Source organism: Streptomyces sp. enrichment culture (assembly GCF_964272855.1).
Classification (GTDB): domain Bacteria; phylum Actinomycetota; class Actinomycetes; order Streptomycetales; family Streptomycetaceae; genus Streptomyces.
Window position 1 is genome coordinate 1,419,581 of the sequence record NZ_OZ186847.1, and the last position, 13,902, is coordinate 1,433,482.

Here is a 13,902-nt window from a genome sequence, read left to right on the forward strand (position 1 = left end):
ACCCGATGATCAAGGGCGGGCGCGGGGGCGGGAGACGATCTAGACCGTGCGCGGGCGCAGGAAGCGGCTCAGCAGGTCGTCCAGACTCACCAGGCCGGTGAGCCGGCCCGAGGGGTCGCGGACCACGGCGAGGGAGGCGCGGCGCCTGCGGAGCAGGTCGATCGCGTCGGCGACCGTGGCGTCCTCGGTCAGCTCGGGCACCGGGCGGGCCAGCGAGCGGGCGCTGGTGCTGCGGCCCCGGGCGCGGGCCACGAGGGCGTCGCGGGCGTGCACCGAGCCGAGGACGGCGCCGTGCTCGCGGACGAGGAGCCGGGTGCGGTCGCCGGCGGCGGCGAGCCGCAGGATCTCGTCGGCGTCGGCGGCCCCGTCGACCGAGTTGATCGCGGCGGCCGGCACCAGCAGGTCCCGCACCGGGGTCTCCGGCTCGGTCAGCGAACGGGTCAGCAGCTCCGAGTCGGTGGCGCTGATCAGGCCGAGCCGCTCGGACTCGGTGACCAGGTGGGTGAGCTGTTCCCGGTTGTGCACGGAGGCCAGCTCGTCGCGCGGGCTGACCCGGCACAGCCGGAGCAGACCGTTGCTGAGCGCGTTCAGCGCCCGGATCAGCGGCCGTACGGCCTTCACCACGGCCCGGAAGGGCGGGGACAGCAGCATCGCCGAGCGTTCCGGGTGGGCGATCGCCCACGACTTGGGGGCCATCTCGCCGACCACCATGTGCAGGAACACCACGACGATCATGGCCACGGCGAACGCGACGCCGTAGCTGACCGCGCTCGGCAGGCCGAGCCGGTGCAGCAGCGGATCGAGTTCATGGGAGATCGCGGGCTTGGACACCGAGCCGAGGCCCAGGGTGCACACGGTGATGCCGAGCTGGGCGCCGGCCAGCATCAGCGACAGCTCACGCATGCCGGCGAGCGCCGCCCCGGCGCCGCGCCGCCCCTCGGCCGCCGCCTTCTCCATGCGGTGCCGTTTGGCGGCGACCAGCGCGAACTCGGCCGCCACGAAGAAGCCGCTGCCGATCAGCAGCAGGACGGTGACGAAGAGCGCCGTCGGGAAACTCATGCCTGTTCCTCCGTGGCCGGGGCGAGCCGTTCGATCCGGACCCGCTCCGGGACGTGCCGGTCGAGGGTGCGTACGTCGATCACCGCGCCGCCGCCGTCGGGCAGCTGAACCGTGATCCGGTCGCCGATGGCCGGGAAGCGGCCCAGCCGGTCGACGACCAGACCGGCCACGGTGTCGTAGTCGTCCTCCTCGGGCAGTGCGACACCGGTCGCCTCGGCCACCTCGTCCAGGCGGCGTCCGGCGTCCACCAGCCAGCCGGCGCCGTCGGCGACGGCGACCTGGGTGACGGTGTCGGACTCGTCGGCGATGTCGCCGACCAGTTCCTCGGCGATGTCCTCGTAGGTGACGAGGCCGGCGACGCCGCCGTGCTCGTCGAGGACGACGGCGAACTCGTCGTCCCGCTCACGCATCCGCTCCACGGCGTCCGGCAGCGGCAGGGTGTCCGGCAGCAGCAGCGGCCGCCGGGCGAGAGCGCCCGCCGTGGTCCCGGCGAGCCGGCCGGCGGGCAGCGCCATCAGCTCGCGGACGCCGAGGACGCCCGCGACGTCGTCGGGGTGGTCGCCGAGGACGGGGTAGTTGGAGTGGCCGTGCCTGCCGATGAGGTCGACGGCCTCGGCGGCGGTGGCGTCCCTGCGGACGAAGACGGCGTCGGCGCGCGGCACGATCACCTCGTCGAGGGTCCGCTCGGAGAACTCCAGGGCGTGGTCGAGCAGGTCGGCGGTGCCGCGCGGCAGGTGGCCCTGCTCGTGCGACTCGCCGATGAGGTGGCCCAGCTCCTCCAGGGTGGCGCCGTGGTGGAGCTCCTCGACGGGTTCGATGCCCGCCTTGCGCAGCAGCCGGTTCGCCGCCCCGTCGAAGATCCGCACCACCGGTCCGACGACCTTCAGATAGCCGAGCGTCGAGGCGGCCAGCGTCTTCGCGAGGCGTTCCGGCACGGCGATGGCGAGATTCTTCGGGGCCAGCTCGCCCAGCACCATCTGCACGGCCGTGGCCAGCACGAACGCGAGCACGACGGAGATGCCGGTGACGGCGCCGTCGGGGATGCCGACGCCGGTCAGCGCGGGCCGCAGCAGCGCGGAGACGGACGGCTCGGCGATGAAGCCGACGACCAGTCCGGTGACGGTGATGCCGAGCTGGGCGCCGGAGAGCATGAACGACAGGCGCTCCAGCACCTTCAGGGCGCGGGCGGCCCCGCGGTCCCCGGCCTCGGCGTCCCTCGCGAGGGCGAGCCGGTCGGCGGAGACGTAGGCGAACTCCTGGGCGACGAAGTAGCCGGTGCCCGCGGTCAGCACGAACACGGCCAGCACGCCCAGCCAGGCCTCCACGGCACTCATCGAACACCACCCCGCCGCGTGCCGTGCTCAGGAGGTTCCTGGCGGGATGGTCGGGGACTGTGCCCCGAGGGGTCCGTCGATCTGGCGGACAAGCAGTGACTCCTCATCTCGGTGGATATCCGGACAACGATTCCGGCCGGAACGTTGTTCCCGCACCCGCCGGGCCGTCCCGGCGGGTGTGTCCGGTCCCGCGGATGCCTCAGGCCGCGGGGCCGACCAGCTCGGACAGCACGTCCTCCATGGTCACGAACCCGATCACCTGGCCGCGCTCGCCGACCACGGCCGCGAGATGGCCGCCGTCGGCGCGCAGCGCGGTGAGGGTGTCGTCGAGCGGGGTGTCGATCCGCACCCGGGTGACGCGGTGCAGGGCGGTGCGCGGGAAGGGCCGGTCACGGTCGGTGACGCCGAGGGTGTCCTTGATGTGGAGGTAGCCCAGCAGGGTGCCTCCGGGTCCGGTGACGGGGAAGCGGGAGAATCCGGCCTCGGCGGCCACCCGTTCCAGCCGGGCGGGGGTGATCGAGGCGTCGACCGTGCGCATGCCGCGGGCCGGGACGAGGATCTCGCCGACCGGCCGGGCGCCCAGCTCCAGCGCGTCGCGCAGCCGCCGGCCGTCGGCGGGGCTGAGCAGTCCGGCCTCGCTGGCGTCGACGACCATGCGGGCCAGCTGGTCGTCGGTGAAGACGGACGCGACCTCGTCCTTCGGCTCGACGCGCAGCAGCCTCAGCAGGGCGTTGGCGAAGGCGTTGACGCCGAACACGACCGGCCGCAGCGCGCGGGTGAGCGCGACCAGCGGCGGGCCGAGCAGCAGGGCGGTGCCCACCGGGGCGGCCAGGGCGACGTTCTTCGGGACCATCTCGCCGATCAGCATGTGCAGATAGGTGGCGGCGGCCAGGGCGACGACGAAGGCGACGGGGTGGACCAGGCCGTGCGGGAGGTGGACCGCCTCGAAGCCGGGTTCCAGCAGCCGGGCGATGGCGGGCTCGGCGACCGCGCCCAGCACCAGGGACGAGACGGTGATGCCCAGCTGGGCGGTCGCCATCATCGCGGAGAGGTGCTTCAGACCCCACAGGGTCATCCGGGCCCGGGTGTCGCCCGCCTGCGCGCGGGGTTCGATCTGGCTGCGGCGCACGGAGATCAGCGCGAACTCGGCGCCGACGAAGAAGGCGTTGGTGAGGAGGGTGAGGGCGCCGACGGCGAGCTGCAGGGCGGTCATCGCGCGTCCTTGGTGAGAGATGCGGGGAGGGTGGCGGAGCCGGCCGGGCCGGTGACGCGTATCCGGTCGGCGCGGTGGTGGTCGACCTCCAGGACCTCCAGCCGCCAGCCGTCGAGGTCGAGGGTGTCGCCCTTGACGGGGATGCGGGCGAGCCGGGTAGCGATCAGTCCGGCCAGGGTCTCGTACGGCCCGTCGGGCGCGGCGAGCCCGGTCTCCGCGAGCTGGTCGAGGCGTACGCCGCCGTCCGCCTCCCACACCGCGCGGCCGTCCCCGGTGTGCGGGGCGGGCAGCAGGCCGGGGGGCTCGACGGGGTCGTGCTCGTCGCGGACCTCGCCGACGACCTCCTCGACGATGTCCTCCACGGTGGCCACCCCGGCCGTACCGCCGTACTCGTCGATGATCACGGCCATGGTGCGGCTCGCGCGCAGCCGCTCCAGCAGGCGGTCCGCGGGCAGGCTGTCGGGCACCAGCAGCGGCTCGGTGGTCAGTTCCGTGACGGGGGTGGCGGCCCGACGCCCTGGCGGCAGGGCGAGGACGTCGCGGATGTGGACGGTGCCGACGACCTCGTCGAGGGTGTGGCGGTAGACGGGGAAGCGGGACAGTCCGGTGGCGTGGCTGAGGCGGGCGGCGTCGGCGGCAGTCGCGTGCGCCTCCAGAGCCCTGACGTCGACGCGCGGTGTCATCACGTTCTCCGCCGTCAGCTCGCCCAGGTGCAGGGTGCGCACGAACAGCTCGGCGGAGTCCGCCTCCAGGGCGCCCTCGGCGGCCGAGTGCCGGGCGAGCGCGACCAGTTCGTCCGGGGTGCGGGCGGAGGCCAGTTCGTCGGCGGGCTCCAGGCCGAAGCGGCGTACGACACGGTTCGCGGTGTCGTTGAGGTGGCGGATGAACGGGCCGAACGCGGCGGTGAAGCCGCGCTGCGGACCCGCGACCACCTTGGCGACGGCCAGCGGACGGGAGATCGCCCAGTTCTTCGGCACCAGTTCACCGGCCACCATCAGCACGACGGTCGACACGGCCACACCGAGCAGCGTCGCCACCGGCGAGGCGGCGCCGCCCAGGCCGGCCGCGCGCAGCGGTCCGCGCAGCAGTGCGGCGAGGGACGGTTCCGCCAGCATGCCGATGACCAGAGAGGTGACGGTGATGCCGAGCTGGGCGCCGGAGAGTTGCAGGGTCAGCCGGCGTACGGCCTTCAGCGCGCCGTCGGCGCCGCGCTCGCCCGCCTCCACGGCCCGCTCCAGGTCGGCCCGTTCGACGGTGGTCAGCGAGAACTCGGCGGCGACGAAGACCGCGCAGGCCAGCGTGAGCAGCAGGGCGAGCAGGAGCAGCAGGAGTTCGGTCACCGTGCCACCCCCTTTCCCTCGGCTCCGGGAGTCCGGCGGGGGAGGGCACGGCTGGTACTGGGAGGCTCACCCATCGGGGGTCCGTCGCTCCTTCTCATAGGGTCACCTGCTTGCGCGTCCACTGTAAAGGACTCGCAAAGGCGGGACCACGTCACTCGCAAGCCACCCACGAATTGCACTTCTTGCCTGCTCAGCATGTGCACTCCGCGTGACTCCGTGTGACGATCCGCGTGATGAGAGGACATCAGATGGCGCCCACAGGCCGTCACCCAGGCCTGCCCGAGCATCCTTCCGCCCCCGCCGACGCCGTCTGGCGTTCCGCCGCCCCGCATCTCGCCCGCCGTCGTTTCCTCACCGTGGCCGCCGCGGCCACCGCGCTCGCCTTCGGCACCGGCCTGCCGGCCAGGGGCGCGATGGCCGCGCCCCGGCTCGACGCCGCCCGGAGCACCTAGGACCCGTTCACCCTGGGCGTCGCCTCGGGCGACCCGCTGCCCGGCTCGGTGGTGCTGTGGACCCGGCTCGCGCCCACGCCCTACGAGCCCGACGGCGGGCTCGGGCAGCAGCGGATCACCGTGGAATGGGAGCTGGCCGTCGACGAGTTCTTCGCCATCGTGGTCCGCACCGGCACCGCCGTCGCCCACCCGGAGTACGCGCACAGCGTGCACGTCGACGTTCAGGGCATCGACCCGGACACCCACTACTACTACCGGTTCCGCACCGGCACCTGGATCAGTCCGGCGGGCCGCCCCGCACCGCACCCGCCCAGGGTGCCGCCACGCCGCGGGTCCGGCTGGCCGCGGTCGCCTGCCAGGCGTACTCCGACGGCTTCTGCACCGCCCACCGGCATCTGGCGCAGGAGGACGTCGACCTGGTCTTCCACCTCGGCGACTATCTGTACGAGTACCCCGTCGACTCCTCCGCCGGGGAGCGCGGGTACGCCGCCGGCACGCTCCCGGACGTCTTCGACCGGGAGACGACGACCCTGGCGGACTACCGGATGCGGTACGCGCTGTTCAAGAGCGACCCGGACCTGCGGGCCTGCCACGCCGCCCACCCCTTCGTCGTCGCCTGGGACGACCACGAGACCGAGAACAACTACGCGAACTCCGTCGCCGAGAACGACGTCCCCGCCCGAGCAGTTCCTGCTGCGGCGGGCCGCCGCCTACCGCGCGTACTGGGAGAACCAGCCGCTGCGCGCCGCACAGCTGCCGCAGGGCCCGGACGCGCGGCTGTACCGCCGGCTCCGCTGGGGCACCCTCGCCCAGTTCGACGTGCTCGACACCCGGCAGTACCGCTCCGACCAGGCCTACGGCGACCGGCCCAGCGTTCCGGGCCCCGAGTCGGACGACCCGGCGCGCACCCTCACCCTCTCCATGAGGCCGCCGCCCTCCCGTTCACCCGCCGCACCCCCTGACACGGCCTACTGCACATGGCGCCCCGCGCCGCACCAAAAGCGCGAAAGCACGTCACCGACGACATCGCCGCCGACCGGCGGGGCAAGGCCTACCCCGTCCTGCCCTCCCCCTCCCCCTCCCCCTTCCCCTTCCGCCCCGCCCCTGCCCCCTCCCCTCGAGCGAAGGAGACAGCCCGCATGGCCCGCAGACGAACCGTCACCCGGCCTCGCGCCGCCCTCAGCGTCCTCGGCGCACTGGTCCTCGCCGGACTCCCGTCCGCCGCCGGGGCCGATCCCGCGCCCGCCGCCGGGCCCGCCCCCAGCGCGGCGCAGACGCTCGGCGCCGCCAAGCCGTCCAAGGAGATGCTGCTCGCCCTGGAACGCGACCTCGGGCTGACGCCGGCCCAGGCGCGGACACGGCTGGTCAACGAGGCTGAGGCCGGCACCCGCGCGGGCCGGCTGCGCAACGCGCTGGGCGAGCGGTTCGCCGGTGCCTGGGTGCGGGGCTCGGCCGCCGAGGAGCTGACCGTCGCGACCACCGACGCCAGGGACGTGCCGGCGATCGAGGCCGGCGGCGCGAAGGCCGCGGTCGTCACCAACCCGCTGGCCCGGCTGCGTGCCGTGAAGGCCCAGCTGGACAAGGCGTCCCTGCTGACCGACACCCGGAACACACCGCTGTGGTACGTCGACGTGCCCGGCAACCGGGTCGTGCTGGAGGCCACCGACCAGGCCTCCGGCGACGGCTTCGTCAAGGTGTCCGGGCTGGACCCGCGGTGGGTCACGGTGCGGGTGACGGCGAACCGGCCGCGGCTGTACGAGAACATCACCGGCGGTGACGCCTTCTACATCGACGCCGCCTCGCGCTGCTCGGTAGGCTTCTCCGTCACCAAGGGCGAGCAGCAGGGCTTCGTCACCGCGGGCCACTGCGGCTCGCCGGGCGCCGTCACCACCGGCTTCAACCAGGCCGCCCAGGGCACGTTCCGGAGCTCCACGTTCCCCGGCCGGGACATGGCGTGGGTGGGCGTCAACGGCAACTGGACCGCGACCCCCGACGTGAAGGCGGCGGGCGGCCAGAAGGTGCAGGTCACGGGGTCGGTCCAGGCGCTCGTCGGGGCGTCCGTGTGCCGTTCCGGGTCGACCAGCGGGTGGCACTGCGGGACGGTCGAGCAGCACGGCACGAGCGTCAGCTACCCGGAGGGCACCGTCGACGGCCTCACCCGGACGACGGTGTGCGCCGAGCCGGGCGACTCCGGCGGCCCCTACGTCGCGGGCGTCCAGGCGCAGGGCGTGACCTCCGGCGGGAGCGGCGACTGCGCCACCGGCGGGACCACCTTCTTCCAGCCGGTGAACCCGATCCTCGACGGCTTCGGCCTCACCCTGAAGACGGCCGCCGCGCAGAGCGCGCCCACCCCGCAGGACAACGCGGTCGACGCGTGGACCACGGGCCGTGTCTACGCGATCGGCTCGACCGTGACCCACGCGGGAGTGCGGTACCAGTGCCTTCAGCCGCACCAGGCGCAGGGCGGGTGGGCGCCGGAGACGACACCGGCTCTCTGGCAGCGCCTCTAGGAGGCGTGCGTCCGGTGCGGGGGGGGTCCCCCGGACCGGACCTCGTGTCATGGCTCCGTGAGGAGGCCGTACGCCGTGGTCACGAACGGGTCGCGGTGCCGGAAGCGGCGGGTGCACAGCGCGGCCAGAGCCGTGCCGGTGTCGGGCCGGAAACCGAGTAACGCCTGCTGGCCGAGGGTCGCGCCGCAGTGGAAGTACATCGGTCCGCCCGGCGCCGGATGCCGGAACCGGGCCACGGTGTCCACATGCCGGTGCCCCAGCCCCCGGCGCAGCACCGGTGTGCGCACCGCCCGCGGCACGCCGTTCGGGTCGAGATGGGCTTCGAGGAAGGTCAGCAGGTCGTGCGGGGTGGCCCGGACCGCCCCGGCCGCCGTGAATCCGCCGGCGTCGAACGCGGGGACGGGCGTACGCCCGTCCCCGGCGCCCCCGGCCGCGTCGGTCCCCGGGTCGTCCGCCGCCCGCAGCGCGGTGCCGTGCAGTCCGAGCGGGCGCAGCACGTGCGCGGCGAGGAGGTCCTCCCACGGCGTGCCGGTCGCCGCGGCCACGGCGTGGCCGAGCACGGCGACACCGAAGTCGGAGTAGTGCCAGCGGGTGCCGGGCCGGTGCCCGGTCCGGTGCCGCAGCAAGGCGCCGGTGACCCGGTCGGCCGGGTAGCGGGCGTAGGGGTTGGTGCGCCAGGCGGGCAGGCCGCGGACGTGGAAGTCGCGGGGCAGGGCGGGCAGTCCCGCGGTGTGCGTGACGAGGTGGGCCGGCGTCACCGGGTCCCGGCCGTCGCGCCGGCCGGGGTCCAGGGAGGCGGCGGCCGGTTCGCCGCCCGTCAGCAGGCGCGCCGGACGAGTTGGAGGTCGTCGGGGTCGCCCGGCCAGGGCGTGGTCCCGTCGCTCATGACGCGGGCCGGGCCAGCTCGGTGAGGACGCGTGAGGTCGCCATGACGGAGGCGAAGGCGGCGACCAGCGTCGGGTGGTAGACGACGTCGAACACCTCGTCGGGACCGCCCCCTCGGGCATGGTCCGTACGGCGGGCATGGCGCCGTCGGAGCGCTGGGCGGTGGCGAAGCTCTCCCAGGCGCGCTCGTCGAGGCTGGGGCCGGACAGGCAGGCGTCGACGACGAGGAGTTCGCCGAGCAGGTCCCAGCGTTCCCGCGACGTCGGGCGGGGTGCCGAACAGCACCGGGGCGCGGTGCAGAACCTTGCCTCCGGTGTGGTCTGCCCTTCGTGGCGGAGACCACGCCCGAGTGTCCGGCACCGGTGCGCCGTCGGGACGAGTTCGACCCCCGAGCGGCCGTCACCACATGTCCGGAACGCTCTACTCCGGGCGCCCGTCGGGCTGTCGCGTACCGGCGCCGCCGGGGGCCTCCGAGACGTTCCAGGCGACGGCGCCCGCGTCGGTCCCCACGGAGGCGATCTCGAACGTCACCTCGCCCCGCGGCCGCTTGACGGCCATCAGCTCGTTGCCCGTGTTGCACGGCAGTTCGCGGGTGTCCGTCGTCCCGTTGACGGTCAGTCGGACCTTGACGGCCGTGCCCCGCCCGCGGCAGACGACCGACAGGAAGTGGTCGGTGCCGGAGTCGAGCCCCGAGACCTGACGGCGGATCCGCCCGGGGAGGTCACCGACCCCCTCGTCCGCGTGGTCGTCCGGCTCGCGGTCCAGGTTCAGGTCGGCGTACAGGCCGTCCAACGCCGCCTGCCGGTAGACGTTCAGCGGCGAAGTGCTCTCCAGCAGCCGCTGAACGTCCCGCAGGGTCCGGCGGTTGTACGTCTCCCCGACGGCGAACTCGGCGACCGCGTCCTCGGGCAGCCCCCGGACGGCCCGGCGATACGCGTCGGGGCCGATGGAGCGGCCCTCGAACTCGCCCCGGCCGAAGGTCCCCGCGTCGTAGGGCAGGGCCGCGTCGTCACCGATCAGTTCCACCCCGCGCTCCAGGCCGGCGAGCCCCACGAGGTAGGTGTGACCGGGCTCCAGACGGGACGCCCCCTGGCGTGCGGCCTCCTCCCTGCCGCCCCAGAGGGTGCCGTACCAGCCGGTCACCCGCAGCGTGATCCGCTCTGGCAGCCGGGGCGCCCCGGGCCGCGACCAGACGACCCCGGTGACGTTCGCGGTGACCGTCCGGGGGATGTAGTCGCCGTCCCTCGGGTCGGGCTCCCCCGCCTTCTCCCCGGTGACGTGGATGACGGCGGCGTGGTCGCCGTGGGCGACCCACTCCTCAGCGGCGGCCGAGCCGCGGAACGGGTCGTACGAGGCACGGGAATGCAACCGCCGGCCGTCGTCCCCGACGACGGCCATCGTGCACCCGACGACCGCCAGCACGACCACCCCGGTGGCGATCCCGATGCTCACTCGTCTTCTCGGCGCCACCACTGTGCTCCCGTCCGATCCCCTGAGTTCCAGCCGCGCCGCGCGTCGGCGGCCGACCGACTGTAGCCCTGCCGGACACACAGCCGTCGGGCGGGGCGCGTTCGTCGGCGGTCCCGGCGTTCGGGGGACCGGTTCAGAGGACCGTCGGCGCCGCCCCGCGTGCGGGGCTGATCCGTGCGCGTTCGCCGTGGTGGCAGTGGACGAGGCGGTCGCCGAGTCCGATGGCCTCCGTCTCGGTGAGGAACGCGGACAGGGGCGACCGCATCACCGTGTAGTCCCCGTAGTGGATCGGCAGGATGCGGCGGGGGTCGAGGCGCCGGGCCAGTTCCGCGCCCTGGACACCGTCCATGGTCACCACGAAGCCACCGGGAAGGCGTGTGCCGCCCAGGTGCAGAACGGCCAGGTCGGCGGCCGGGAAACGGCGGGCGATCTCGTCGAGGCCGTCGTAGACCAGCGTGTCGCCGGAGATGTACAGCCGCAGCCGGACCGGCCCTCCCACGGGGCCGAACTCCAGCATGCTGCCCATCACCGGAGGCAGCAGGCCGCGCAGCACGGGATGCCCCGCGTGGCGTCCCGGCAGCGCCGTCACCCGGACCTGCGCGTCGCCGTGCTGGACAGTGAGCCCCTGCCAGGTGCGCAGCCCCGCGGTGCGGGGGAAGCGGTGCACGACCCGGAGACGGCGGGCGGCGTGCGGCGTGGTCAGCACGGGCACGGTGTGGTCCAGCCGCCTGTTGGTCCGGCGGTCCCAGTGGTCACCGTGCAGGTGCGACAGGACGACCCCGTCCAGCGGTGGAAGCTCGTCCGCGCCGAGCGCCGGCTCGGTCAGGCGGCGGCTCAGCAGCCCGTAACCGAGATACGCGTACTCTCCGCGGTGCAGGAAATTGGGGTCGGTGAGCAGGGTGAGCCCGCCGTAGCGCAGTAGAACGGTCGCGTTGCCGATGAAGTGGAGATCGACCGCGCCGTCGGTGATGTCGTCGTCCACGGGCACACGGAGTACCCCCTGTCGGGCGTGATCATTCGGGTCTGCGCCGGCCGTCGGCCGCCAACCGTCGGTCGCCGCGTCGGTTCGTCAGTGTGAGTGGGCGGCGCCCTGGTTCAGGCCGCCGCCGTCTTCCTTCTTCGGCGCCCGGCTCGGGCGAGCGCGTCGATCAGCTGATCCCGGCTGATCTTCGACCGGCCGGCGACGTCCTGATCGGTGGCCCGCTGGTACAGCTCCGCCTTGCTCAGCTTGCCCAGCTCGCTCTTCGACGCGCTGCCGGAGCCCTTCGAAGCCACGCCGCGATTCTTCGAGGCCGCACCGGGACTCTTCGAAGCCACGCCGGGACTCTTCGAAGCGCGGGACGTACCGGCCTTCCCACCGGTCTCCTTCGGCTTCCGCGTCTTCCTGCGGGACGCCGCCGCCTGGGGTTCGCCGCGCTCTTTCCGCCGGCCGCCGCCGTCACGTGCGCGGTCGATGCTGCCCTGGAGGACCTGCATCAGGTCGATGACGTCGGTCGCCGCGGGCGTGATCTCCTGCCCCTCCGCCTTCGCCCGCACCAGTTCCCGGACCTTCTCCTGGTAGGTGTCGTGATAGCGGGACGGGTCCCACGGCCCGCTCAGCGCCTCGACCAGTTGCAGCGCCATGTCCAGCTCCTTGCCGCGCCCGGCGCGGCCCGAGGGCAGTTCGGGCAGCTCCCGGCCGGGGTCGCGGACCTCGTCGGCCCAGTGCAGGGTCTGCAGGACCAGCACCTTCGCCTCCGCCCGCAGAGCGGTCAGATACTGCCTGCCGCGCATCACGAGGGTGGCGATCCCCACCTTGCCGGACTCGGCCAGCGCCGCGCGCAGCAGCTCGTACACCTTCAGGTACTCTCCACCGCGCGGGGCGACGTAGTAGGTGCGGTCGAAGTAGACCGACTCGATCTCCTCCAGCTCGACGAAGTCGGAGATCTCGATGGTCCGGGAGCGGCCGGGCGCGATCTCGTCCAGTTCGTCGGGTTCGATGACGACGTACTCGCCCTCCCCCACCTCGAAGCCCTTGACGATGTCGTCACCGGCGACTTCCTCGCCGGTGCGCTCGTTGACCCTGCGGTTGCGGATGCGGTCGGAGGTGCCGCGCTGCAGCTGGTGGAAGCGGACGGCGTGCTCCTCGGTCGCCGCGTACAGGCCGACCGGCACGCTGACCAGCCCGAACGTGATCACGCCGGTCCACATCGCCCGGGCCATCCGTCCGCTCCTCAGGGTTCCCGGAGCACCCCGCACGGGTGCTCCCTGCCTGCCCTCCACGCTGGCCCACCCTTCCCACGGGCGCGCGCCGGGTGGGCCGCACGGGGCAAGCTGTGGGCGAGAGGGCCGGGAACCGGGCTCGGCCGGGCCTACTGGTGGCTGCGCTCCCCGGCCGCCCGCACGTCGAAGTCCCCGCGCCCGTCGAACCGCACCTCCAGCACGGCATCGAAGCCGTCGTCGGGCGACGGCTCACGCAGACGCGTCAGCGTCGCGAGGACACCGACGTCGGGCACGCGGTCGCGGCCCTCGCGGGCGGCGTTGCGGCGCAGCGACCCGGTGAGGTCCGGGGGGAACCAGTACGCCGTCGCCGTGGCACCGTGGGCGCGGGCCGCCTCCACCAGCGGGGTCCACTCCTCCGGGGACGGGTTGGTGTTGTCCACCGCCACGGGCCTGCCCGCCGCCAGGGCTTCCGCCACCAGCCGCATCTGCCGCCGCTGCTTGTTGCGGGCGCCTCGCGGGAAGAGATCCTTGCTCACCAGCGCGTACCGGCCGGACAGCCGCCGCCGGTAGAAGGTCGACTTCCCGGACGCCTGCAGCCCGACGAGCACCGCGACATCCAGTCCCGTCGTCATACCAGCCACCATGACACGAAGACACGAAATGGTGGCCGGGATCGCTCCCGACCACCATTTCGTGATCTGTGTCCGAGGGGGGACTTGAACCCCCACGCCCGATAAAGGGCACTAGCACCTCAAGCTAGCGCGTCTGCCATTCCGCCACCCGGACTAGGTGTCTGTCGCCTTTCGGGGGTGTTCCCCGCGGCGACATGGACAACAATACCAAGGTTTCGGAGTGCCTTTCACCTGCGTATCCGTACCCCTGGGCCACCCCGGGGCGGGCCGCCCGAAACCCGCGGACACGGGGTCACCCCAGGTGACGGCGCGGTCACGATGCGAGCGCAGACGGCGGGCGTCAGACGTCAGGGCATGTGGTCAGGGCATGTGGCGTGAGGGCATGTGGCCTCAGGGCATGCGGCGTCAGGGCATGACACGGACGTCACGGCATCAAGTGGTAGTCCGGGAAGTTGCCGGGCAGCCTTTCCCCCGCCGGGCCCCGGGTGACGGCGCGGACCAGCAGCTCGCCGCCGACGAAGGCACCGCGTCAGGACGCGCCGAGGCCGCCGAACAGCTCGTCGCGGTCGCCGCGGGAGCGCGGTGTTCCGTGGCCGACCTTGAACGCGCGGATCTGCGGGGCCAGCCGGTCGTACGTCGCCCGGTCGTCCGTGGCCAGCGTGGCGACCAGCGCGCCGTTGGACGCGTTCATGGCGGCCAGCAGCCCCGCCTCGGTGTCGACCAGGACGATGGTGTCGACCGGGCCGAAGGGTTCCGCGTGGTGCAGCGGGGAGGACGACGAAGCACGGGTAGGCCGTGCAGCGCT

At 73.6% G+C, this 13,902-nt stretch carries 9 protein-coding genes, 1 tRNA gene and 4 pseudogenes; 2 read left to right on the plus strand and 12 right to left on the minus strand.

Annotated features, from left to right (window positions below; all coding sequences use genetic code 11):
• Positions 1-39 precede the first annotated feature (39 nt).
• The 4 genes from ACSU6L_RS06120 to ACSU6L_RS06135 form a co-directional block, all read right to left on the minus strand.
• On the minus strand, positions 40-1,059 hold the full coding sequence (locus ACSU6L_RS06120) for a hemolysin family protein (protein ID WP_437054312.1): 1,020 nt from the start codon (positions 1,057-1,059) through the stop codon (positions 40-42).
• Positions 1,056-2,393, minus strand: coding sequence for a hemolysin family protein (locus ACSU6L_RS06125; protein WP_437054314.1), 1,338 nt, complete (start codon positions 2,391-2,393; stop codon positions 1,056-1,058). Before ACSU6L_RS06125 ends, ACSU6L_RS06120 begins: the two co-directional genes overlap by 4 nt.
• Before the next feature lie 199 nt (positions 2,394-2,592).
• The gene (locus ACSU6L_RS06130; protein WP_437054316.1) at positions 2,593-3,606 is read right to left on the minus strand and encodes a hemolysin family protein; all 1,014 of its coding nucleotides are present in this window, start codon (positions 3,604-3,606) and stop codon (positions 2,593-2,595) included.
• Complete coding sequence (locus ACSU6L_RS06135) at positions 3,603-4,946, minus strand: hemolysin family protein (RefSeq protein WP_437054318.1); 1,344 nt, start codon at positions 4,944-4,946, stop codon at positions 3,603-3,605. Before ACSU6L_RS06135 ends, ACSU6L_RS06130 begins: the two co-directional genes overlap by 4 nt.
• A gap of 248 nt (positions 4,947-5,194) precedes the next feature.
• Here ACSU6L_RS06135 and ACSU6L_RS06140 point away from each other — a divergent pair.
• Positions 5,195-6,313 (plus strand): annotated as a pseudogene (locus ACSU6L_RS06140) (alkaline phosphatase D family protein); the annotation flags it as partial.
• A 224-nt stretch (positions 6,314-6,537) separates the two neighbouring features.
• Positions 6,538-7,908 carry a carbohydrate-binding protein gene (locus ACSU6L_RS06145; protein WP_437054320.1) on the plus strand — a complete coding sequence of 457 codons (1,371 nt, stop codon included), beginning with the start codon at positions 6,538-6,540 and terminating at the stop codon, positions 7,906-7,908.
• Positions 7,909-7,955: 47 nt separating this feature from the next.
• Here ACSU6L_RS06145 and ACSU6L_RS06150 read toward each other — a convergent pair.
• The 8 genes and pseudogenes from ACSU6L_RS06150 to ACSU6L_RS06185 all read right to left on the minus strand — a co-directional run.
• A pseudogene (locus ACSU6L_RS06150) lies at positions 7,956-8,732 on the minus strand (serine hydrolase domain-containing protein); the annotation flags it as partial.
• 58 nt (positions 8,733-8,790) lie between these two features.
• Positions 8,791-9,047, minus strand: a pseudogene (locus tag ACSU6L_RS06155) (DUF6895 family protein); the annotation flags it as partial.
• Between the two features lie 166 nt (positions 9,048-9,213).
• Positions 9,214-10,245, minus strand: a complete 1,032-nt coding sequence (locus ACSU6L_RS06160) for a hypothetical protein (RefSeq protein WP_437054322.1) — start codon at positions 10,243-10,245, stop codon at positions 9,214-9,216.
• Between the two features lie 151 nt (positions 10,246-10,396).
• Positions 10,397-11,245 carry an MBL fold metallo-hydrolase gene (locus ACSU6L_RS06165; RefSeq protein ID WP_437054324.1) on the minus strand — a complete coding sequence of 283 codons (849 nt, stop codon included), beginning with the start codon at positions 11,243-11,245 and terminating at the stop codon, positions 10,397-10,399.
• Positions 11,246-11,358: 113 nt separating this feature from the next.
• Entirely contained in the window at positions 11,359-12,465 is a 1,107-nt protein-coding gene (locus ACSU6L_RS06170) for a Ku protein (protein ID WP_437054326.1), read from the minus strand.
• A gap of 149 nt (positions 12,466-12,614) precedes the next feature.
• Positions 12,615-13,097, minus strand: coding sequence for an AAA family ATPase (locus ACSU6L_RS06175; protein WP_437054328.1), 483 nt, complete (start codon positions 13,095-13,097; stop codon positions 12,615-12,617).
• Between the two features lie 69 nt (positions 13,098-13,166).
• A tRNA-Leu gene (locus tag ACSU6L_RS06180) sits at positions 13,167-13,251 on the minus strand.
• Between the two features lie 270 nt (positions 13,252-13,521).
• A pseudogene (locus tag ACSU6L_RS06185) lies at positions 13,522-13,872 on the minus strand (aldehyde dehydrogenase family protein); the annotation flags it as partial.
• Positions 13,873-13,902 lie beyond the last annotated feature (30 nt).

What these genes read in the sequence shown, in the direction of transcription:
- ACSU6L_RS06120 (WP_437054312.1), bottom strand. Translation starts at nt 1,059, where the DNA reads ATGAGTTTCCCGACGGCGCTCTTCGTCACCGTCCTGCTGCTGATCGGC.
- ACSU6L_RS06175 (WP_437054328.1), bottom strand. Translation starts at nt 13,097, where the DNA reads ATGACGACGGGACTGGATGTCGCGGTGCTCGTCGGGCTGCAGGCGTCC.
- ACSU6L_RS06145 (WP_437054320.1), top strand. Translation starts at nt 6,538, where the DNA reads ATGGCCCGCAGACGAACCGTCACCCGGCCTCGCGCCGCCCTCAGCGTC.
- ACSU6L_RS06125 (WP_437054314.1), bottom strand. Translation starts at nt 2,393, where the DNA reads ATGAGTGCCGTGGAGGCCTGGCTGGGCGTGCTGGCCGTGTTCGTGCTG.
- ACSU6L_RS06170 (WP_437054326.1), bottom strand. Translation starts at nt 12,465, where the DNA reads ATGGCCCGGGCGATGTGGACCGGCGTGATCACGTTCGGGCTGGTCAGC.
- ACSU6L_RS06130 (WP_437054316.1), bottom strand. Translation starts at nt 3,606, where the DNA reads ATGACCGCCCTGCAGCTCGCCGTCGGCGCCCTCACCCTCCTCACCAAC.